The organism is Pseudomonas siliginis, from assembly GCF_019145195.1.
Taxonomy (GTDB): Bacteria; Pseudomonadota; Gammaproteobacteria; order Pseudomonadales; family Pseudomonadaceae; genus Aquipseudomonas; species Aquipseudomonas siliginis.
In genome coordinates this window covers 83,050-102,778 of the sequence record NZ_JAHSTW010000011.1, presented here as the reverse complement: position 1 = coordinate 102,778, position 19,729 = coordinate 83,050, and the positions used below count along the sequence as shown (strand labels likewise).

The 19,729-nt window shown below is 62.0% G+C and carries 17 protein-coding genes; 10 read left to right on the top strand and 7 right to left on the bottom strand.

Translation table 11 applies throughout. The features are described from left to right. Nucleotides 1-4: 4 nt before the first annotated feature. From KVG87_RS21555 to pcaC, 9 genes are all read left to right on the top strand, one after another. Nucleotides 5-862 carry a CoA transferase subunit A gene (locus KVG87_RS21555; protein ID WP_024011937.1) on the top strand — a complete coding sequence of 286 codons (858 nt, stop codon included), beginning with the start codon at nucleotides 5-7 and terminating at the stop codon, nucleotides 860-862. Then, the gene (locus KVG87_RS21550) at nucleotides 862-1,641 is read left to right on the top strand and encodes a CoA-transferase subunit beta (RefSeq protein WP_016771341.1); all 780 of its coding nucleotides are present in this window, start codon (nucleotides 862-864) and stop codon (nucleotides 1,639-1,641) included. The genes KVG87_RS21555 and KVG87_RS21550 overlap by 1 nt, the downstream gene beginning before the upstream one ends. Then, complete coding sequence (gene pcaF, locus KVG87_RS21545) at nucleotides 1,638-2,843, top strand: 3-oxoadipyl-CoA thiolase (RefSeq protein ID WP_177433330.1); 1,206 nt, start codon at nucleotides 1,638-1,640, stop codon at nucleotides 2,841-2,843. Before KVG87_RS21550 ends, pcaF begins: the two co-directional genes overlap by 4 nt. 36 nt (nucleotides 2,844-2,879) lie before the next feature. Next, entirely contained in the window at nucleotides 2,880-3,584 is a 705-nt protein-coding gene (gene pcaH, locus KVG87_RS21540; protein ID WP_016771339.1) for a protocatechuate 3,4-dioxygenase subunit beta, read from the top strand. A gap of 1 nt (nucleotide 3,585) precedes the next feature. Beyond that, complete coding sequence (gene pcaG, locus KVG87_RS21535) at nucleotides 3,586-4,152, top strand: protocatechuate 3,4-dioxygenase subunit alpha (protein ID WP_076566302.1); 567 nt, start codon at nucleotides 3,586-3,588, stop codon at nucleotides 4,150-4,152. A 262-nt stretch (nucleotides 4,153-4,414) separates the two neighbouring features. Next, entirely contained in the window at nucleotides 4,415-5,710 is a 1,296-nt protein-coding gene (locus tag KVG87_RS21530; protein ID WP_122612593.1) for an MFS family transporter, read from the top strand. 45 nt (nucleotides 5,711-5,755) lie between these two features. Then, nucleotides 5,756-7,120 carry a 3-carboxy-cis,cis-muconate cycloisomerase gene (locus KVG87_RS21525; RefSeq protein WP_217852488.1) on the top strand — a complete coding sequence of 455 codons (1,365 nt, stop codon included), beginning with the start codon at nucleotides 5,756-5,758 and terminating at the stop codon, nucleotides 7,118-7,120. A gap of 11 nt (nucleotides 7,121-7,131) precedes the next feature. Continuing rightward, complete coding sequence (gene pcaD, locus KVG87_RS21520; protein ID WP_217852486.1) at nucleotides 7,132-7,923, top strand: 3-oxoadipate enol-lactonase; 792 nt, start codon at nucleotides 7,132-7,134, stop codon at nucleotides 7,921-7,923. A gap of 10 nt (nucleotides 7,924-7,933) precedes the next feature. Then, on the top strand, nucleotides 7,934-8,326 hold the full coding sequence (gene pcaC, locus KVG87_RS21515) for a 4-carboxymuconolactone decarboxylase (protein ID WP_007917093.1): 393 nt from the start codon (nucleotides 7,934-7,936) through the stop codon (nucleotides 8,324-8,326). Nucleotides 8,327-8,490: 164 nt separating this feature from the next. Here the strand turns inward: pcaC and KVG87_RS21510 are convergent, their stop codons facing one another. From KVG87_RS21510 to emhA, 4 genes are all read right to left on the bottom strand, one after another. Beyond that, on the bottom strand, nucleotides 8,491-9,750 hold the full coding sequence (locus tag KVG87_RS21510; protein WP_217852484.1) for an OprD family porin: 1,260 nt from the start codon (nucleotides 9,748-9,750) through the stop codon (nucleotides 8,491-8,493). A gap of 415 nt (nucleotides 9,751-10,165) precedes the next feature. After that, complete coding sequence (emhC, locus tag KVG87_RS21505; protein WP_217852482.1) at nucleotides 10,166-11,626, bottom strand: efflux RND transporter outer membrane subunit EmhC; 1,461 nt, start codon at nucleotides 11,624-11,626, stop codon at nucleotides 10,166-10,168. Beyond that, nucleotides 11,623-14,787, bottom strand: a complete 3,165-nt coding sequence (emhB, locus tag KVG87_RS21500; protein ID WP_076566312.1) for an efflux RND transporter permease subunit EmhB — start codon at nucleotides 14,785-14,787, stop codon at nucleotides 11,623-11,625. Before emhB ends, emhC begins: the two co-directional genes overlap by 4 nt. Before the next feature lie 3 nt (nucleotides 14,788-14,790). Beyond that, nucleotides 14,791-15,948 carry an efflux RND transporter periplasmic adaptor subunit EmhA gene (emhA, locus tag KVG87_RS21495; RefSeq protein WP_039762673.1) on the bottom strand — a complete coding sequence of 386 codons (1,158 nt, stop codon included), beginning with the start codon at nucleotides 15,946-15,948 and terminating at the stop codon, nucleotides 14,791-14,793. A 266-nt stretch (nucleotides 15,949-16,214) separates the two neighbouring features. On the opposite strand from emhA, the gene emhR reads away from it, so the two are divergent. Further along, the gene (gene emhR / locus KVG87_RS21490) at nucleotides 16,215-16,847 is read left to right on the top strand and encodes an efflux system transcriptional repressor EmhR (protein WP_016771330.1); all 633 of its coding nucleotides are present in this window, start codon (nucleotides 16,215-16,217) and stop codon (nucleotides 16,845-16,847) included. 211 nt (nucleotides 16,848-17,058) lie between these two features. Here emhR and KVG87_RS21485 read toward each other — a convergent pair whose 3' ends face one another. Genes KVG87_RS21485 through KVG87_RS21475 form a run of 3 tightly spaced genes read right to left on the bottom strand, consistent with a single transcriptional unit; the run spans nucleotide 17,059 to nucleotide 19,643 of the window. Beyond that, nucleotides 17,059-18,108: an alkene reductase gene (locus KVG87_RS21485; protein WP_016771329.1), complete on the bottom strand. Its 1,050-nt coding sequence runs from the start codon at nucleotides 18,106-18,108 to the stop codon at nucleotides 17,059-17,061. 31 nt (nucleotides 18,109-18,139) lie between these two features. Further along, nucleotides 18,140-19,306, bottom strand: coding sequence for an MFS transporter (locus KVG87_RS21480; protein WP_016771328.1), 1,167 nt, complete (start codon nucleotides 19,304-19,306; stop codon nucleotides 18,140-18,142). A 34-nt stretch (nucleotides 19,307-19,340) separates the two neighbouring features. Beyond that, complete coding sequence (locus KVG87_RS21475) at nucleotides 19,341-19,643, bottom strand: ArsR/SmtB family transcription factor (RefSeq protein WP_016771327.1); 303 nt, start codon at nucleotides 19,641-19,643, stop codon at nucleotides 19,341-19,343. Between the last annotated feature and the right edge of the window lie 86 nt (nucleotides 19,644-19,729).

Genomic DNA, 19,729 nt, shown 5'->3' with positions numbered 1-19,729 from the left:
CTCCATGGCTGAGATCCTTTCGCTGCACGACGCGGTGAAGCAATTCGTCAACGACGGCGATACCGTCGCCCTCGAAGGCTTCACTCACCTGATCCCTACGGCAGCGGGTCATGAAATCATTCGTCAAGGCAAGAAAGATCTGACGCTGGTGCGGATGACGCCTGACCTGATCTACGACCAACTGATCGGCGCCGGTTGCGCGCGCAAACTGATTTTCTCCTGGGGCGGCAACCCGGGTGTTGGTTCGCTGCACCGTTTGCGTGACGCGGTCGAAAAGCAGTGGCCGCACGCGCTGGAAATTGAAGAACACAGCCACGCCGACCTCGCCAACGCCTACGTCGCCGGCGCGTCCGGCCTGCCGTTCGCGGTGCTGCGTGCCTACGCCGGCTCCGACCTGCCGAAGGTCAATCCGCTGATCAAAACCGTGACCTGTCCGTTCACCGGCGAAGTGCTGGCGGCAGTGCCATCGGTACGGCCGGACGTCACCGTGATTCACGCGCAGAAAGCCGACCGCAAAGGCAACGTGTTGCTCTGGGGCATTCTCGGTGTGCAGAAAGAAGCCGCGCTGGCCGCCAAGCGTTGCATCGTCACCGTGGAAGAAATCGTCGACGACCTCAACGCACCGATGAACGCTTGCGTACTGCCGACCTGGGCCTTGAGTGCGGTCTGCCATGTGCCGGGTGGCGCGCATCCGTCCTACGCCCACGGTTACACCGAGCGTGACAATCGTTTCTATCAGGCGTGGGACCCGATCGCTCGCGACCGTGAGACGTTTACCGCGTGGATCAACGAATACATCCATGGCTGCGCTGACTTCAGCGAATTCCAGGCCAAATTGGCCGCTGCTTCGGAGGCCAAGTAATGACTTACACCACCAATGAAATGATGACCGTCGCGGCGGCCCGGCGCCTGAAGAACGGTTCGGTATGCTTCGTCGGCATCGGCCTGCCATCGAAAGCCGCCAACCTCGCGCGCCTGACTTCATCGCCGGACGTGGTGCTGATCTACGAATCCGGCCCGATTGGCGCCAAGCCGAGCGTACTGCCTTTGTCCATCGGTGACGGTGAGCTGGCCGAGACCGCCGACACCGTGGTGCCGACCGGTGAGATTTTTCGCTACTGGCTGCAGGGCGGGCGCATCGACGTCGGTTTCCTCGGCGCCGCGCAGGTCGATCGTTTCGGCAACATCAACACCACCGTGGTCGGCGACTACCACGCGCCGAAAGTGCGTCTGCCGGGTGCCGGTGGCGCGCCGGAGATTGCCGGTTCGGCGAAAAGCGTGTTGATCATCCTCAAACAGTCGGCGCGTTCGTTTGTCGACAAGCTCGACTTCATCACCTCGGTCGGTCACGGCGAAGGTGGCGATTCGCGTAAACGTTTGGGCCTGCCGGGCGCCGGGCCGGTGGGTATCATCACCGACCTGTGCATCATGGAACCGGAGGAGGGTACCCACGAATTTGTGGTCACTGCGCTGCATCCGGGCGTGACCCGCGAGCAAGTGGTCGCCGCCACCGGTTGGGCGATTCGTTTTGCCGACTCCGTTGAAACCACCGCTGAGCCGACCGAAGTCGAGCTGACGGCGCTGCGTGATCTTGAAGCGCGCACCGCTGCCGCCCACGGTCAGGCACCGGGAGAAGCATGATGCGTGACGTGTATATCTGCGACGCGATTCGCACCCCTATCGGCCGCTTCGGTGGCGCATTGTCCGCCGTGCGCGCCGACGACCTGGCCGCCGTGCCGATCAAGGCCCTGATGGAACGCAATCCATCGGTGGACTGGAACGCCGTCGATGAGGTGTTTCTCGGCTGCGCCAACCAGGCCGGCGAGGACAACCGCAACGTTGCGCGCATGGCGCTGCTGCTGGCGGGGCTGCCGGACAGCGTGCCCGGCGTTACGCTCAATCGCCTCTGCGCTTCGGGCATGGACGCGATCGGTACTGCATTCCGTGCGATCGCCAGCGGCGAAATGGAGCTGGCGATTGCCGGCGGCGTCGAGTCGATGTCCCGCGCGCCGTTCGTGATGGGCAAGGCCGACGCGGCGTTCTCGCGCAACATGAAACTGGAAGACACCACCATCGGCTGGCGTTTCATCAACCCGCTGATGAAGGCGCAGTACGGCGTCGATGCCATGCCGCAAACCGCTGACAACGTCGCCGACGACTACAAGGTTTCGCGCGAAGATCAGGACGCCTTTGCCTTGCGCAGTCAGCAACGTACCGCCGCCGCGCAGGCCGCCGGTTACTTCGCCGAAGAAATTGTTGAAGTACGGATTGCCCACAAGAAGGGCGAAACCGTGGTCAGCCAGGACGAACATCCGCGCGCCGACACTACGATTGAAGCGCTGGCCAAACTGAAGCCAGTCAATGGCGCGGACAAAACCGTCACCGCCGGCAATGCCTCCGGGGTCAACGATGGTGCTGCTGCGCTGATTCTGGCTTCGGCCGAAGCGGTGAAAAAACACGGCCTGACCGCCCGCGCAAAAGTGCTCGGCATGGCCAGCGCCGGTGTCGCACCTCGGGTGATGGGCATCGGCCCGGTGCCAGCGGTGCGCAAACTGACCGAGCGCCTCGGCGTGGCGGTCAGCGATTTCGACGTGATCGAGCTCAACGAAGCGTTTGCCAGCCAGGGCCTCGCGGTATTGCGCGAGTTGGGTCTGGCCGACGATGCGCCGCAGGTCAACCCGAATGGCGGCGCGATTGCCCTCGGTCACCCGTTGGGAATGAGCGGTGCGCGGCTGGTGCTGACCGCCCTGCATCATCTGGAAAAGACTGGCGGCAAGAAAGGTCTGGCGACCATGTGCGTCGGTGTTGGCCAGGGTCTGGCCCTGGCCATCGAACGTGTCTGACGCACTGCGGCACTTACAAGAACTGAGGAAAGCGAAATGACTGACAAGCCTGGTTACCGTCGCCCACAGGCAGGCACTCAGCCTGATTACCTGCACCCGACGTATCAATCCACCAACCTGCGCTCGCCGTCCAAGCCTTTGGTGTACCTGCCGCACTCGCTGTCGGAAATCACCGGGCCGACCATCGGCGCCGAACACGTTGCCGAGAAGGACAATGACCTGACCGCGCAGCACGACGGCGAGCCGCTGGGCGAGCGCATCATCATTCACGGCCGTGTGCTCGACGAAGACGGCCTGCCGGTGCCGGGGATTCTGGTGGAGATCTGGCAGGCCAATGCCGCCGGCCGCTACAACCATGCCCGCGACCTGCACGACGCGCCGCTGGACCCGAACTTCACCGGGACCGGCCGCACCGTCACCGATGCCGATGGCTGGTACCAGTTCCAGACCATCAAGCCCGGCGCCTATCCGTGGGGCAACCACCACAACGCCTGGCGCCCGGCGCACATCCACTTTTCCCTGTTCGGGCCGAGCATTCTTACGCGACTGGTCACGCAGATGTACTTCCCCGGCGACCCGCTGCTGGCGTATGACCCGATCTACAACTGCGTGCCGGACACCTCGGCCAAGGAACGCCTGATCGCTGCTTTCGATCTGGAAAAAACCATTCCGTCCTACGCCCTCGGTTACCGCTGGGACATCGTGCTGCGCGGCCGTGAAGCCACGCCGATGGAGAAATAAGATGACGCTCTATGCGACCACGTCCCACACCGTCGGGCCGTATTACCACATCGGCCTGACCTGGCTGAACCGCGAAACCCTGGCCAACGAGCTGACCCTCGGCGAGCGCGTGGCGATCACCGGCCAGGTGGTGGATGGCAATGGCGACGTCGTCAACGACGCCATGCTCGAAGTCTGGCAGGCCAACGCCGCCGGCAAGTACGACCACCCGGAAGATCAGCAGGACAAACCGCTCGATCCGAATTTCGAAGGCTTTGGCCGGGTACCGGTGGACGCGGAAGGGCGCTTCCGTTTCACCACGATCAAACCGGGCACCGTGCCGGGGTTGAAAGGCTCGACCCAGGCGCCGCATCTGGTGGTGCTGGTGTTTGCCCGTGGTCTGGTCAAGCACTTGCTGACGCGGATTTATTTTGAAGGTGAACCGGCGAACGTGGCTGACCCGTTGCTCGAATGTGTGCCGGCGGAGCGTCGCCAGACGTTGCTGGCCAAGGCCGATGCGTCGGGTGTGTACCAGTGGAATGTGGTTCTGCAGGGCACCGATGCCGAGACGGTGTTTTTCGATTATTGAGAGAACACCCCAAATCCTCTGCAGGACAGAGTCCCTGTGGTGAGGGGATTTATCCCCGCTGGGCTGCGAAGCAGCCCCAAAAGCCAGTCGGCGCGGTATTCAGATGAACCGCGTGTATCTGATTTGCGAGTGCTTCGCACTCGAGCGGGGATAAATCCCCTCGCCACAATGGCTGATCCAGACGTGGGTGATGATCCGATGTGGAACGGGACTGTTGCAAAGTGTGTCTAGACTTTGACTGTCCCTATCGAGTGCAAAAACAATGACAACCACCACCTCCCACTACACCGGCGAAGAGCGCAGCAAGCGCATCTTCGCCATTGTCGGCGCTTCCTCCGGCAACCTCGTCGAATGGTTTGACTTCTACGTCTATGCCTTCTGTGCGATCTATTTCGCCCCGGCGTTTTTCCCCTCCGATAACCCCACCGTGCAACTGGTCAACACCGCTGGCGTGTTCGCTGCCGGCTTCCTGATGCGGCCGATTGGTGGCTGGATCTTCGGCCGGGTCGCTGACAAGCACGGGCGCAAAAACTCGATGCTCATCTCGATTCTGATGATGTGCTTCGGCTCGCTGCTGATTGCCTGCCTGCCGACCTACAAGGACATCGGCGTCTGGGCGCCAGTGCTGTTGCTGTTCGCGCGTTTGCTGCAAGGTCTGTCGGTGGGCGGCGAGTACGGCACCACCGCGACCTATATGAGCGAAGTCGCGCTCAAGGGCCAGCGCGGATTCTTCGCCTCGTTCCAGTACGTGACGCTGATTGGCGGGCAATTGCTGGCGGTGTCGCTGGTGGTGGTGCTGCAACAGTTCCTCACTGAAGAAGACCTGCGTGCCTACGGCTGGCGGATTCCGTTCGTGGTCGGTGCGGTGGCGGCGCTGATTTCGCTGTTCCTGCGTCGTTCGCTGAAGGAAACCACCAACGAGGAAACCCGCGCACACAAAGACGCCGGCAGCATCACTGCATTGTTCCGCGATCACAAAGCGGCGTTCATCACCGTGCTCGGCTACACCGCTGGCGGCTCGCTGATTTTCTACACCTTCACCACCTACATGCAGAAATACCTGGTGAACACCGCCGGGATGCACGCCAAGACCGCCAGCTACATCATGACCGGCGCGCTGTTCCTGTATATGTGCATGCAGCCGTTGTTCGGCATGCTCGCCGACAAGATCGGCCGGCGTAATTCGATGCTCTGGTTCGGCGCGCTTGGCACGCTGTTCACCGTGCCGATTCTGCTCAGCCTGAAAAGCATCAGCAGCCCGTTCCTCGCCTTCGTGCTGATCACCCTGGCGCTGGCGATCGTCAGTTTCTACACCTCGATCAGCGGTCTGGTAAAAGCCGAGATGTTCCCGCCGGAAGTCCGCGCGCTTGGTGTCGGTCTGGCCTACGCAGTGGCGAATGCGATCTTCGGTGGTTCGGCAGAGTTTGTGGCCCTGAGCCTCAAGGCTGGGGGCATGGAGAACGCCTTCTACTGGTACGTTACGGCGATGATGGCGGTGGCCTTCCTGTTCAGCCTGCGTTTGCCCAAGCAGGCGAAGTATCTGCACCACGATCTGTAAACCCATGTGCGCGGGCTGCGAGGCCCGCGCCGGCAAGGACTGTTTATGACTCAGCGACCGGGCAATCAATTGTTCGATGCCTACTTCACCGCCCACGATATGCGCGAAGTTTTCTGCGATCAGGGCCGGGTGCAGGCGATGCTTGATTTTGAAGCGGCGCTGGCCCGGGCCGAGGCGCGGGTCGGGCTGATTCCTTCATCCGCTGTGGCGCCGATTGCCGCAGCGTGCGACGCCGGTCTGTATGACTTCGCAGCGCTGGGCGAGGCGATTGCCACGGCCGGCAATTCGGCGATTCCGCTGGTGAAGGCGTTGGGCAAGCAGATCGCTTCGAGCGATGCCGAAGCCGAGCGCTATGTGCATCTGGGCGCGACCAGTCAGGACGTGATGGATTCCGGGTTGGTCCTGCAAGTGCGCCAGGCGCTGGCGCTGATCGAAAACCAACTGGCACAACTGGCCGACTCGCTCGCCGTTCAGGCCCAACGTTTCGCCACCACGCCACTGGCCGGGCGCACCTGGCTGCAACACGCGACGCCAGTGACCCTCGGTATGAAAATCGCTGGATGGCTCGGCGCCGTCACGCGCAGCCGTCAGCGTCTGCAACAACTGAAACCGCGTCTGCTGGTGCTGCAATTCGGTGGCGCCTCCGGCACGCTCGCGGCGCTGGGTGAACAGGCGTTGCCGATCGCCAAAGCATTGGCCGAAGAGCTGCAACTGACCCTGCCCGAGCAACCGTGGCATACCCAGCGTGATCGCATCGTCGAATTCGGCGCGGTGCTTGGCCTGATCGCCGGGAGCCTCGGCAAATTCGGCCGCGACATCAGCCTGTTGATGCAGACCGAAGCAGCGGAGGTTTTTGAGCCTGCGGCACCGGGCAAGGGCGGTTCGTCGACCATGCCGCACAAACGCAACCCGGTCGGCGCGGCGGTGCTGATCGGCGCGGCCACGCGGGTGCCGGGGCTGGTGTCGACGCTGTTCAGCGCGATGCCGCAGGAGCACGAACGCAGCCTCGGTTTGTGGCACGCCGAATGGGAAACCCTGCCGGAAATCTGCTGCCTGGCGTCCGGTTCGCTGCAACAGGCGCGCTTGCTGGCCGACGGTCTGGAAGTCGACGCGGCGCGCATGGCCCGCAACCTCGAATTGACCCAAGGCCTGGTGCTGGCCGAAGCGGTGAGCATCGTCCTCGCCCAACGCGTCGGCCGCGACACCGCGCATCATCTGCTCGAACAATGCTGCAAACGCGCCGTGGCCGAGCAACGCCATTTGCGTGCGGTGCTCGCTGACGAGCCGCAAGTCACCGCCGAACTCAGTGGCGCTGAACTCGATGATCTTCTGAACCCCGCGCATTACCTTGGCCAGGCGCAAGCCTGGGTCGAGCGCGCGGTAGCTGAACACAACGCTTTGACTGTCTGAAGGAGAGGGCTGTGGCTTTCGTTCAACTCGCCGATGGCGAACTGCACTATCAAATAGAAGGCCCGGCCGCTGCGCCGGTGCTGGTGCTGTCCAACTCGCTGGGCACCGACCTGCACATGTGGGACGCGCAGATGCCGGCGTTCGCCGAGCATTTCCGCGTGCTGCGTTTCGACACGCGCGGCCATGGGCAATCGCTGGTCACCGAAGGGCCGTACAGCATCGAACAACTCGGTCGCGACGTGCTCGGTCTGCTCGATGCGCTGCATATCGAGCGCGCGCATTTCTGCGGGTTGTCGATGGGCGGGCTGATCGGTCAGTGGCTGGGGATCAATGCCGGCCATCGTCTGCACAAACTGATCGTGTGCAACACGGCGGCGAAAATCGGCGATCCGTCGGTATGGAATCCGCGCATCGAAACCGTACTGCGCGACGGCCCGGCGGCGATGGTCGCGCTGCGTGATGCCTCGATTGCGCGCTGGTTCACCCCGGACTTTTCCGCAGCGCATCCCGAGGCGGCGAAGAAGATTACCGACATGCTTGCCGCAACCAATCCACAAGGCTATGCGGCCAACTGCGCGGCCGTGCGCGACGCCGATTTCCGTGAACAACTGGCTTCGATCAACGTGCCATTGCTGGTGATTGCCGGCAGCGAAGATGCGGTAACTCCGCCGTCCGGTGGGCATTTCATTCGCGACCATGTGCGCGGCGCCGAGTACGCCGAGTTCCATGCGGCGCATTTGTCCAACGTGCAGGCCGGTGCCGCTTTCAGCGACCGTGTGCTGGCGTTTTTGCAGGCTCAGTGAGGAAGAATTTGTGGACGAGAAACAACGTTACGACGAAGGCATGCAAGTCCGCCGCGCGGTGCTGGGCGATGCCCACGTTGATCGCAGCCTGACCACCCTGACCGAGTTCAACTCCGAATTCCAGGAGATGATCACCCGCCACGCCTGGGGCGACATCTGGACCCGCCCGGGCCTGCCCCGGCACACCCGCAGCCTGATCACCATCGCCATGCTGATCGGCATGAACCGCGAGGGCGAACTGAAACTGCACCTGCGCGCGGCAGCCAACAACGGCGTCAGCCGTGGCGAGATCAAGGAAGTGATCATGCAGAGCGCAATCTACTGCGGAATTCCGGCGGCGAACGCGACGTTTCATCTGGCCGAATCGGTGTGGGATGAACTCGGGGTTGAATCCCGCGAGTGAGGTTGTTGCCACTGACGCCTTCGCGAGCAGGCTCGCTCCCACATTGGAATGCATTTCCCTGTGGGAGCGAGCCTGCTCGCGAAGGCCATTTCACATTCGACAGAGATGTCGACTGAAGCAGCGCTTTCGCGAGCAGGCTCACTCCCACAGTGGAGCATGCTTGGTTACAGCAGGCTGATCGGGTAGCTGACGATCAGGCGATTTTCATCGAACTCGTTGTTGCTGAAGTCGCGGCGCATGGTCGAGTTGCGCCATCTGACGTTCAGATCCTTCAACGTGCCGCTCTGCACCGTGTAGCCCAGTTCCGATTCGCGGCCCCATTCCTTGCCGTCGGTGATCGTCCCGGTGTGCACGTTGTCGCCGCTGATGTAGCGGTTCATCAGGGTCAGGCCGGGGATGCCCATGGCGGCGAAGTTGTAGTCGTGGCGCAACTGCCAGGAGCGTTCCTGAGCATTGTCATAACTGGCGTTGTAGCTGTCGTTGGCCAGGGTGCCGCCGCTGGTGCCATTGACGCGCATCCAGGCGCTGTCGCCGGTGAGTTTTTGCAGGCCGAGGTAGAACGTGTTGCCGCCGTACTTGGCCGAAAACATCCCGTACCAGGTCTTGTTGTCCAGATCGCCGGCACGCGCGCTGCCATCTTCCTTGCCGTAGAAAAAGCCGAGGTTGGCGCCCAGCGTCCAGTCACCAAGCGGCTGGCTGTGCAGTACGTTGAGGTACTGCTGGCTGTAGATGTCCTTGAGCTGCGCGTTCCATAAGCCGATCTGCGTGCGCTTGTCGTTGAACAGGTATTCGCCGCCCTGGAAGTTGAAACGATCAGAGGTGAACGCGGCTTTGCCGGTCATCGACATGTCGCTCATGCTGCTGTCGTCGCGCGGGCTGTTGGCGCGGAACTGGCCGCCATAGAGGGTCAGGCCGGCGATTTCCTTGGAGGTGATCTGGCCGCCACGGAAGGTTTGCGGCAGCGAGCGACCGTCGTCCGAACGCAGAATCGGCAGCACCGGCATCCACTCGCCGACCTTGACTTCGGTCTGCGAAAGCTTGGCCTTGAACGCGACGTTGGTGCGGCCGAAGTTATCCGCCGGGCGCCCGTCATGGTCCAGCGGCAACAACTGCGTACCGCCCGTGCCTTTACCGCCATCGAGCTTGATCGAATACAGCCCGAGTACGTCCATGCCGAAACCGACGGTGCCTTGGGTGAAGCCGGATTTGGCGTCGAGAATGAAGCTCTGTGTCCACTCTTCAGCTTTGCCTTGGGCCTTGGTCGGGTTGGTGAAGTTGCGGTTGATGTAGAAGTTGCGCAGGTTGAGGTTGACCTTGGCGCCTTCAACGAAGCCGCCTTCTTCGGCGCTGGCTGGCAGGGCCAGACCGGCGATGGCCAGGGCGATCACAGCGGGCAATGTGTGGGGCACAGGGAAAACTGTCATGGACTTGGGTCTCTCTTGTTTTTTTAGGGCGAACGGCGGCGCTGTCGCGGCGGGTGCGGCGCAGGCAACGTGATGCAGGTCTGAGATGCAGCGGTGGCGGTCAGCCAGGCGGGGCAGGGCGCTGGAGCATGGTGTCGAACCTTGTTGTTATTGGTTTTCTGAGGCGAATGGTGAAGGGCCTGTATGCTCGGGTTCAATTGCTGAAAGCGGGTTTTGGGCGGTTATCGAACGCAAGATTCATGCGGATTTGTGGTGAGTGTTTGGTCCTCTTCGCGAGCAGGCTCGCTCCCACAATTGGAACGCTTTTCCCGGTGGGAGCGAGCCTGCTCGCGAGAGGCCAGTTCGGCGGGCAAACCTTTGCGACAGGCAACAAAAAGCCCACCAATAAGGTGGGCTTGATGTATTCAGCCGATGATCAGAACAGCTTCATCTTCGGCGCTTCTTCTTTCAGCGCTTCGTTCTGCGCGGTCTGCGCATTCCAGCCACCGCCCAGTGCCTTGTACAGGTTGACCGCACTGGTCAGCTGCGCGAGGCGGTCGGAGATCAACGCTTGTTGCGCGCTGAACAACTGACGCTGGGCATCGAGGAAGGTCAGGTTGCTGTCGACGCCGATGCGGTAGCGACGTTCGGCCAGGCGGTAGTAATCCTGGTTGGCCTGAACGAAGTCACGCTGCGCTTGCAGCTGCTCGGTGTAGGTCTGGCGGGCGGCGAGGCCGTCGGCGACTTCCTGGAAGGCGGTCTGGATGGACTTCTCGTAGTTCGCCACGCCAATGTCCTTCTGGATCTTGGCGTAGTCGAGGCTGGCGCGCAGGCTGCCGGCGTTGAAGATCGGCAGGTTGATCTGCGGCTGGAACAGCCACGTCCCCGAACCGCCCTTGAACAGGCCGGACAGGTCCGGGCTCAGGCTGCCCGCGTTGGCCGTCAGACTGATGCTCGGGAAGAACGCTGCACGCGCCGCGCCGATGTTGGCGTTGGCCGCCTTCAGGTTGTACTCGGCCTGGAGGATGTCCGGACGACGTTGCAGCAGGTCCGAAGGCAGACCGGCCGGTACGTCGCTGAGCAGATCATCAGACAGCGGTTTGGCGGCTTGCAGATTGGCCGGAATACCGGTGCCGAGCAGCAGGGTCAGGCTGTTTTCGTCCTGTGCGACCTGGCGGGTATAACGCGCCAGTTGCGCCCGGGCGTTTTCCACGGAAGTGCGCGACTGCGCCAGATCCAGCGCCGAAGCCACACCGACTTCGTTGCTGCGGCTGGTCAGCTTGTAGCTTTCTTCGAAGGCACCGAGGGTGTCCTGCGTCAGCTTGAGCAGTTCCTTGTCCGCCTGCCAGGTCAGGTAGGCATTGGCGACGTTGGCGACCAGACTGATCTGCGTACTGCGGCGTGCTTCTTCAGTAGCGAAGTACTGTTGCAACGCTTGCTCGCTCAGGCTGCGCACCCGACCGAACAGGTCGAGTTCATAGGCGCTGACGCCGACGGTGGCCGAGTAGGAGCTGCTGATCATCGACTCGCCGGTCTGCGAGGCACGGGCCGGCAGACGCTGGCGGCTGCCGGCGGCATTGGCCGACACTGCCGGGAACAGGTCGGCGCGCTGGATGCGGTACTGCGCCGCGTAAGCGTCGATGTTCAGCGCCGCGACACGCAGGTCGCGGTTGTTTTCCAGGGCGACCTGGATCAGCTGTTGCAGTGCAGGGTCATGGAAAAACTGCTTCCAGCCCTGTTCGGCAGCGGCTTGCGCCGGAGCCTGGGCCGGCGAATATGCCGGCCCCTGCGGGTACTGGCCTGCGACCGGAGCCTCAGGCTGCTGATAGTCAGGTATCAGCGAGCAACCGCTCAGCACGAAGGCGGCGACTGCGATGGAGAGTAGCGACTTGCTCATTGGCCAGCCTCTTTAGGAGTTTCAGTAGTCTCATCCACGTCGGTCTTTTTGCGCTGACCGATGGACGACACAGTAACGAAGAACAGTGGGACCCAGAAGATCGCCAGGATCGTGGCCGTGAGCATACCGCCAATCACGCCGGTACCGATCGCGTGCTGACTGCCTGAACCGGCGCCGGTGGAAATCGCCAGCGGCACAACACCGAGAACGAAGGCCAGCGAGGTCATGATGATCGGGCGCAGACGCATGCGGCAGGCTTCGATTGCCGCTTCACGCAGGCTGCGTCCCTGTTCATGCAGTTCCTTGGCGAATTCGACGATCAGAATGGCGTTTTTAGCCGCCAGACCGATGGTCGTCAACAACCCCACCTGGAAGTACACGTCGTTGGACAGACCGCGCAGGCTGGTGGCCATCAGTGCGCCGATGATCCCCAGCGGTACCACGAGCATGACCGCGATCGGAATCGACCAGCTTTCATACAGCGCCGCCAGACACAGGAACACCATCAGCAGCGACAGGGCGTACAGCGCTGGCGCTTGCGAGCCGGACAGACGCTCCTCGTATGACAGACCGGTCCAGGAGATACCGACACCGGCCGGCAGCTTCTTGGCAATCGCTTCGACTTCAGCCATCGCTTCACCGGTGGAGTAGCCCGGCGCCGGAGCCCCGAGGACTTCGACCGCTTCCACACCGTTGTAGCGCGCCAGTTTCGGCGAACCGTAGACCCACTCGCCCTTGGCGAACGCCGAGAACGGAACCATGGTGCCTTCGGCGTTGCGCACGTACCACTTCTTCAGGTCTTCGGGGCTCATGCGCGAGTCCGGCTGGCCCTGCACGTAGACTTTCTTCACCCGACCACGGTCGATGAAGTCGTTGACGTAGCTACTGCCCAGCGCGATCGACAGGGTGTTGTTGATGTCGCTGATGGTGATGCCGAGGGCACTGGCCTTCTCGTCATCGATCTCCAGCTGGAACTGCGGCTCATCGTTCAGGCCGTTCGGACGCACCTGGGTCAGCACCTTGCTTTGCGCCGCCATGCCGAGGAACTGGTTGCGCGCTTCCATCAGTTTTTCGTGACCAATACCGGCGCGGTCTTGCAGGAATACGTCGAAACCGGTGGCGTTACCCAATTCCAGAACCGCTGGCGGGGCGAAGGCAAACACCATCGCGTCGCGGAAGCTGAAGAAGTGTTGCTGGGCACGCGCAGCGAGGTTGAACACGCTGTTGTCGGCGTTACGTTCGCCCCACGGCTTGAGCATGATGAACGCCATACCCGAGCTCTGGCCACGGCCGGCGAAGTTGAAGCCGGTCACGGTAAACACCGAAGCCACCGCGTCCGCTTCACCGCCGTCCTTGTTCGGACGCAGCAGATACTCACGCATTTCATCCACCACCACCTGCGTGCGCTGGGCACTGGAACCGGCCGGGGTCTGCACCTGGGCGAAAAGAACGCCCTGGTCTTCTTCCGGGAGGAACGCGGTCGGGATGCGGGTGAACAGCCAGATCATGCCCACGACGATCAGCAGATACGCCAGCAGATACGGCGCCTTGCGGGTCAGCATGTTGCCGACGCCACGCTCGTAGCTGCGTACGCCACGGTCGAAGTTACGGTTGAACCAGCCGAAGAAACCTTTCTTCGGGGTACCGTGCTCGCCTTTCGGAATCGGCTTGAGCATGGTTGCGCACAGCGCCGGGGTGAAGATCAGGGCAACCAGTACCGACAGGGCCATCGCCGACACGATGGTGATCGAGAACTGCTTGTAGATCACACCGGTGGAGCCGCTGAAGAATGCCATCGGCAGCAGTACCGCCGAGAGCACGAGGGCGATACCGACCAGTGCGCCCTGGATCTGGCCCATGGACTTCTTCGTCGCTTCCTTCGGTGACAAGCCTTCTTCGCTCATCACCCGCTCGACGTTTTCCACCACGACGATGGCGTCGTCCACCAGCAGACCGATGGCCAGCACCATGCCGAACATGGTCAGGGTGTTGATGCTGAAACCGGCGGCGGCGAGGATGCCGAACGTACCGAGCAGTACCACTGGCACGGTCATCGTGGTGATGACGGTGGCGCGGAAGTTCTGCAGGAACAGGAACATCACCAGGAACACCAGCGCGATCGCTTCGACCAAGGTGTGCACCACGCCTTTGATCGACTCGGTCACCACCGGAGTAGTGTCGTACGGGAACACCACTTCCATGCCTTGCGGGAAGAACGGCTTGAGGCTGTCGATGGTGTTGCGCAGCGCTTTGGCGGTATCGAGGGCGTTGGCGCCGTTGGCCAGCTTCACCGCCAGACCGGACGCCGGGCTGCCGTTGAACTGGGCACTGATCGCGTAGTTCTCACCGCCGAGGCCGACTTCAGCCACGTCTTTGAGGCGAACCTGCGAACCGTCCTTGTTGACCTTGAGCAGGATTTCCTTGAACTGCTCGGCGGTCTGCAGACGGGTCTTGCCGATGATCGTCGCGTTCAGTTGCTGGCCCTGCACGGCAGGCAAGCCACCAAGCTGACCGGACGACACCTGGACGTTCTGCGCGGCAATCGCATTCTTCACGTCGACCGGGGTCAGGTTGAAGTTGTTCAACTTGGCCGGGTCGAGCCAGATACGCATCGCGTACTGCGCACCGAAGACCTGGAAGTCACCGACACCGGCGGTCCGCGAGATCGGGTCCTGCATGTTCGACACGATGTAGTTGGACAGGTCGTCCTTGGTCATGCTGCCGTCACGCGACACCACGCCGATCACCAGCAGGAAGTTCTTCACTGCCTTGGTCACGCGGATACCCTGTTGCTGCACTTCCTGCGGCAGCAGCGGGGTGGCCAGGTTCAGCTTGTTCTGGACCTGAACCTGCGCGGTGTCGGAGTTGGTGCCTTGCTCGAAGGTCGCAGTGATGGTCATGCTGCCGTCGGAGTTACTTTCCGACGACACATAACGCAGGTTGTCGATACCGTTGAGCTGTTGCTCGATGACCTGCACCACGGTGTCCTGCACGGTTTGTGCGGACGCGCCTGGGTAGGTCACCTGAATCGCAATGGCCGGTGGCGCAATGCTCGGGTATTGGTTGATCGGCAATTTCAGGATCGAAAGTGCCCCGACCAGCATGATCACCAGGGCGATTACCCAGGCGAAAATCGGACGGTCGATGAAGAATTTTGACATGGGTTACTCCCCTTTGCCGCCGGCGGCTTTGTCAGCTGCCTGTGCGGGGGCCGGGTTCTTGGTGCCGACGTTAGTCGCCTCGGTCGCTTTGACCTCGACGCCCGGTTTGACGTACTGCAGCCCTTCGGTGATCAGACGATCGCCGGCTTTCAGGCCGTCTTCGATCAGCCACTGGCTGCCGACGGTGCGGCTGGCCTTGAGCTGACGCAGCTCGACCTTGTTGTCGGCGCCGACGACCAGTGCGGTCGGGGTGCCTTTGAGGTCGCGGGTCACGCCTTGCTGCGGCGCGAGAATCGCTGCGCTGTTGACGCCGGCCTGCAACTGGGCGTGGACGAACATTCCTGGCAAGAGGGTGTGATCCGGGTTCGGGAACACCGCGCGCAGGGTCACCGAGCCGGTGGTCTGGTCAACCGAGACTTCGGAGAATTCCAGCTTGCCGTCGAGCTTGTACTGGCTGCCGTCTTCCAGGGTCAGCTTGACCGCAGCGGCGTTGTCGCCAGCCTTCTGCAGACGGCCGCTTTCCAGTTCGCGGCGCAGTTCCAGCAGTTCCACCGACGACTGGGTCACGTCGACGTAGATCGGGTCGAGCTGCTGAATCACTGCCATCGCATCGGCCTGGCCATTGCTGACCAGTGCGCCTTCGGTCACCGAAGACCGGCCGATACGGCCGGAGATCGGCGCATAGACCTTGGTGTAACGCACGTTGATCTGCGCAGTCTGAAGCGACGCTTCCGATTGCAGGCGGTTGGCCAATGCGGTGTCGTATTCCTGACGGCTCACGGCTTGTTCGTCGACCAGTTGCTTGTAGCGGTCGGAGATCGACTTGGTCGAACGCAGGTTAGCTTCGGCACTTTTCAGCGTCGCTTCATAGACCGACGGATCGATCTGATAAAGCTGCTGACCGGCTTTGACGTCGGCGCCTTCCTTGAACAGACGCTTGAGGATAATGCCGTTGACCTGCGGGCGAACTTCCGCAATGCGGAACGCACTGGTGCGGCCCGGAAGTTCCGAGGTCAGGGTAAAGGCTTGTGGTTGCAGGGTGACGACGCCGACCTGAGGAGGCGGAGCGGCTGGGGCCGCTTCTTCCTTTTTACATCCGCTGAGCAGCGATGCCAGGGCGACGGCAGTGACCAGAGCGGTAACAGCTGGCTTGAATTGCATGAAGATCCTCGGGTCAGGCGCGCAAGAAGCGCACAAGAAGTGTGAAAGAGTAAAAATCGGGCACCGGGTGGATAAGTAGCTTGCTAAGTAATATACTTACGTTCATGGTTGTTTGTAAACACCTGCGCCGCGTACCCACCCTGATACAAAAGTCGTCGCAAGGTTTGAAATTGTAGGCCGGGGAGTCGATTCACGAGAGATCGCCCCCTCTTTATTCAGCGGATATTCAGCCATCCCTGAAACATCCTGTTTGAGGTTTTACTGCCATGGTCCGTCGTACCAAAGAGGAAGCTCAGGAAACCCGCAGCCAGATCCTGGAAGCGGCCGAGAAAGCCTTCTATGAAAGGGGGGTCGCCCGCACCACCCTGGCGGACATCGCGACCCTCGCCGGCGTGACGCGTGGCGCCATCTACTGGCATTTCAGCAACAAGGCCGATCTGGTCCAGGCCATGCTCGACAGCCTGCACGAACCGCTGGATGAACTGGCCAAGGCCAGCGAAAGCGAAGACGAACCGGACCCGCTGGGCTGTATGCGGCAGTTGCTGATTCATTTGTTTCATCAAGTTGCACTGGACCCGAAAACCCGGCGCATCAACGAAATTCTGTTTCATAAGTGCGAGTTCACCGATGAAATGTGCGATCTGCGCCAGCAGCGCCGGACGGCCAGTCTCGATTGCAACCTGCGCATCGGCCTGACCCTGCGTAATGCGGTGAATCGCGGCCAGTTGCCGGAAGATCTCGACACCGCCCGCGCGGCGATCAGCATTCATGCCTACATCGACGGCCTGCTGTACGGCTGGCTGCTGGCCCCGGATAGCTTCGAACTGCACGCCGAGGCTGAACGCTGGGTCGACACCGGGCTGGACATGCTGCGCCTGAGCCCAAGCCTGCGCAAATGAAACAAAATGCGCAATGGCCCGGCAGGATGTCAATCAGCCGCCATGGCTGATTATTGCGGCGGGGAGTTTAAACGTAGCCAGCCGTGGATTTTGTAGGGAAATTGTGTCGCTGTTGTGAAACGTTGTTCGCTGGCTCTTACCCTGCGCCAACAGCAAAAAGCCCCGGACTTTCACAAGTCCGGGGCTTTCTCGTTTCTGCGCTACAGCGTGATTACAAGGTCGGATAGTCGATATAGCCGACCGGACCTTTACCGTAGAAAGTCTCCGGATGCGGCTCGTTCAACGGCGCATCGGCCTGCAAACGTGCCGGCAGGTCCGGGTTGGCAATGAACGGCACGCCGAACGCTACGGCGTCTGCCTTACCGCTGGCCAGCCATTCGTTGGCGCTTTCCTTGGTGAATTTCTCGTTGGCGATGTACGGGCCACCGAAGGCTTCTTTCAGTTGCGGGCCGAGGCTGTCGGCGCCTTCTTTTTCGCGCGAGCAGATGAACGCGATGCCGCGCTTGCCCAGTTCACGGGCGACGTAGGTGAAGGTTTCGGCAAGGTTGTCATCGCCCATGTCGTGGGAATCGGCACGCGGTGCCAGGTGCACACCAACGCGGCCGGCGCCCCAGACTTCGATCGCGGCGTCGGTCACTTCCAGCAGCAGGCGCGCACGGTTTTCCAGCGAGCCGCCGTACTGGTCGGTGCGCTGGTTGGTGCTGCTTTGCAGGAACTGGTCGAGCAGGTAGCCGTTGGCGCCGTGGATTTCCACGCCGTCGAAACCGGCGGCCTTGGCGTTCTCGGCACCAGTGCGGTAGGCGTCGACGATGTCGGCGATTTCAGCGGTTTCCAGAGCGCGCGGGGTTGGGTAGTCGGCCAGCGGGCGCACCAGGCTGACGTGGCCCTTTGGCTGGATGGCGCTTGGCGCAACCGGTGCTTCACCGTTCAGGTACGAAGGGTGAGAAATGCGGCCAACGTGCCACAGTTGCAGGAAGATCTTGCCGCCGGCGCCGTGAATCGCCTTGGTCACGTTGGCCCAGCCACGCACTTGATCGTTGGACCAGATGCCCGGGGTGTCCGGATAGCCGACGCCCATCGGCGTTACCGAAGTGGCTTCGCTGAGGATCAGGCCGGCCGAGGCGCGTTGTACGTAGTATTCGGCCATCAGCGCGTTCGGCACACGACCTTCGTCGGCGCGGCAGCGGGTCAGCGGGGCCATGATGATGCGGTTGTTCAGCTCGATGTCGCCGAGTTTGATCGGGTCAAAAATAGTCGCCATGTCTAAAAGCCTCTTTTAATAAGGAAGTTGATCAGTTGGAAGCAGGCGCCAGCTCGGCATTGCCGTTCTGGCGGAAGGTAATCAGGGTCACCAGCAGGGCAAGTACGGCCAGCGCGGCGGCGGCCAGTGGCACGCTGGTCAGGCCGTAGCCGTGTGCGATGACGCTGCCGCCGACCCAGGCGCCGAGGGCGTTGCCGACGTTGAAGGCGCCGATGTTCAGGGTCGAAACCAGGTTCGGCGCAGCCTTGCCGAAGGTCACCACGTTGACCTGCAGCGCCGGCACAGCGGCGAAACACGCGGTGGCCCAGAGGAACAGAGTGATTTCAGTCGGGATCAGCGCGACGCTGGTCCAGCTCAGCACCGTGGACACCACGGCCATGGCGATGAACACGCCGATCAGCGTGGCGGCCATGCCTTTGTCGGCGAGTTTGCCGCCGATGATGTTGCCGACGGTCAGGCCCAGACCGATGAGCATCAGCGTCCAGGTCACGCCACGCGGCGACACGCCGGTGACTTCGCCAAGCAGTGGGGCAACGTAGGTGAACAGGGTGAAGACCGAGGCGGCGAACAACGCGGTCATGCTCAGCGACAGCCAGATGCCGGCACCTTTGAGGGCGGCCAGTTCGGCGCGCATGTCGAGTTTCTCTTCGTCACGCTTGGCCGGCAGAAAGCGGATCAGGCCGATCAGCGCGATCACACCGATGACGGTCACCGCCCAGAAGGTCGAACGCCAGCCGGCTTCCTGACCCAATGCGGTGCCCAGCGGTACGCCAAGTACGTTGGCCAGGGTCAGACCGGTGAACATCAACGCCACCGCCGAGGCACGTTTGTTGGGCGCGACCAGATTGGCCGCCACCACCGAGCCGATGCCGAAGAACGCGCCGTGACACAGCGCCGTGACCACCCGGGCAAACATCAGCACGTTGTAGTCGCTGGCGATGGCGCAGAGCAGGTTGCCGACAATGAAGATGCCCATCAACGCCACCAGCGCTGCCTTGCGCGGCAGCTTCGCGGTGGCCAGTGCCATGAACGGCGCACCGATGGCCACGCCCAAGGCGTACCCGGTGACCAGCCAGCCGGCGCCGGGAATCGACACACCGAGGTCCGCCGCCACGTCGGGTAGCAGGCCCATGATGACGAATTCGGTGGTGCCGATGGCGAAGGCGCTCAGGGCGAGGATGAGAAGCGAAAGGGGCATGCAGGTTTCCTTGTCGGCTGGCTGACGTTAAGGGTCAGAGCTCTTTACTGAGGGTGCTGAGAAACGCCTGGATGACGTCCTCGTTACGTTTGAAGAAATGCCACTGCCCGGCCTTCTGGCTGCTGATCAGTCCGGCCCGTTGCAGGGTCGCCAGGTGGGCCGACACGGTCGATTGCGACAAGCCGCAACGCTGATCGATCTGCCCGGCGCAAATACCGTATTCGTGGTTGTGCAACTGCTCGGGGAATTCGCCTTTCGGGTCTTTCAGCCAGTTGAGGATGTCTCGCCGTACTGGGTGCGCCAGGGCTTTTATTATTTCGTCGAGGTCGAGGTTCATGGCTTGGGCTCGTGGTGGCAGTAGCGATATATCGCGATGGAGCGAACTTTAAATCGTTGGATCGCGATATACCAATATGAATTCGG

Excerpts from the sequence above, each read along its gene's own strand:
- KVG87_RS21485 (WP_016771329.1), bottom strand. The coding sequence starts at position 18,108 with ATGGCGACTATTTTTGACCCGATCAAACTCGGCGACATCGAGCTGAAC.
- KVG87_RS21525 (WP_217852488.1), top strand. The coding sequence starts at position 5,756 with ATGACTCAGCGACCGGGCAATCAATTGTTCGATGCCTACTTCACCGCC.
- pcaG (WP_076566302.1), top strand. The coding sequence starts at position 3,586 with ATGACGCTCTATGCGACCACGTCCCACACCGTCGGGCCGTATTACCAC.
- emhC (WP_217852482.1), bottom strand. The coding sequence starts at position 11,626 with ATGAGCAAGTCGCTACTCTCCATCGCAGTCGCCGCCTTCGTGCTGAGC.
- emhR (WP_016771330.1), top strand. The coding sequence starts at position 16,215 with ATGGTCCGTCGTACCAAAGAGGAAGCTCAGGAAACCCGCAGCCAGATC.
- KVG87_RS21530 (WP_122612593.1), top strand. The coding sequence starts at position 4,415 with ATGACAACCACCACCTCCCACTACACCGGCGAAGAGCGCAGCAAGCGC.
- KVG87_RS21475 (WP_016771327.1), bottom strand. The coding sequence starts at position 19,643 with ATGAACCTCGACCTCGACGAAATAATAAAAGCCCTGGCGCACCCAGTA.
- KVG87_RS21480 (WP_016771328.1), bottom strand. The coding sequence starts at position 19,306 with ATGCCCCTTTCGCTTCTCATCCTCGCCCTGAGCGCCTTCGCCATCGGC.
- pcaH (WP_016771339.1), top strand. The coding sequence starts at position 2,880 with ATGACTGACAAGCCTGGTTACCGTCGCCCACAGGCAGGCACTCAGCCT.
- pcaF (WP_177433330.1), top strand. The coding sequence starts at position 1,638 with ATGATGCGTGACGTGTATATCTGCGACGCGATTCGCACCCCTATCGGC.
- KVG87_RS21550 (WP_016771341.1), top strand. The coding sequence starts at position 862 with ATGACTTACACCACCAATGAAATGATGACCGTCGCGGCGGCCCGGCGC.
- emhB (WP_076566312.1), bottom strand. The coding sequence starts at position 14,787 with ATGTCAAAATTCTTCATCGACCGTCCGATTTTCGCCTGGGTAATCGCC.
- KVG87_RS21555 (WP_024011937.1), top strand. The coding sequence starts at position 5 with ATGGCTGAGATCCTTTCGCTGCACGACGCGGTGAAGCAATTCGTCAAC.
- KVG87_RS21510 (WP_217852484.1), bottom strand. The coding sequence starts at position 9,750 with ATGACAGTTTTCCCTGTGCCCCACACATTGCCCGCTGTGATCGCCCTG.
- emhA (WP_039762673.1), bottom strand. The coding sequence starts at position 15,948 with ATGCAATTCAAGCCAGCTGTTACCGCTCTGGTCACTGCCGTCGCCCTG.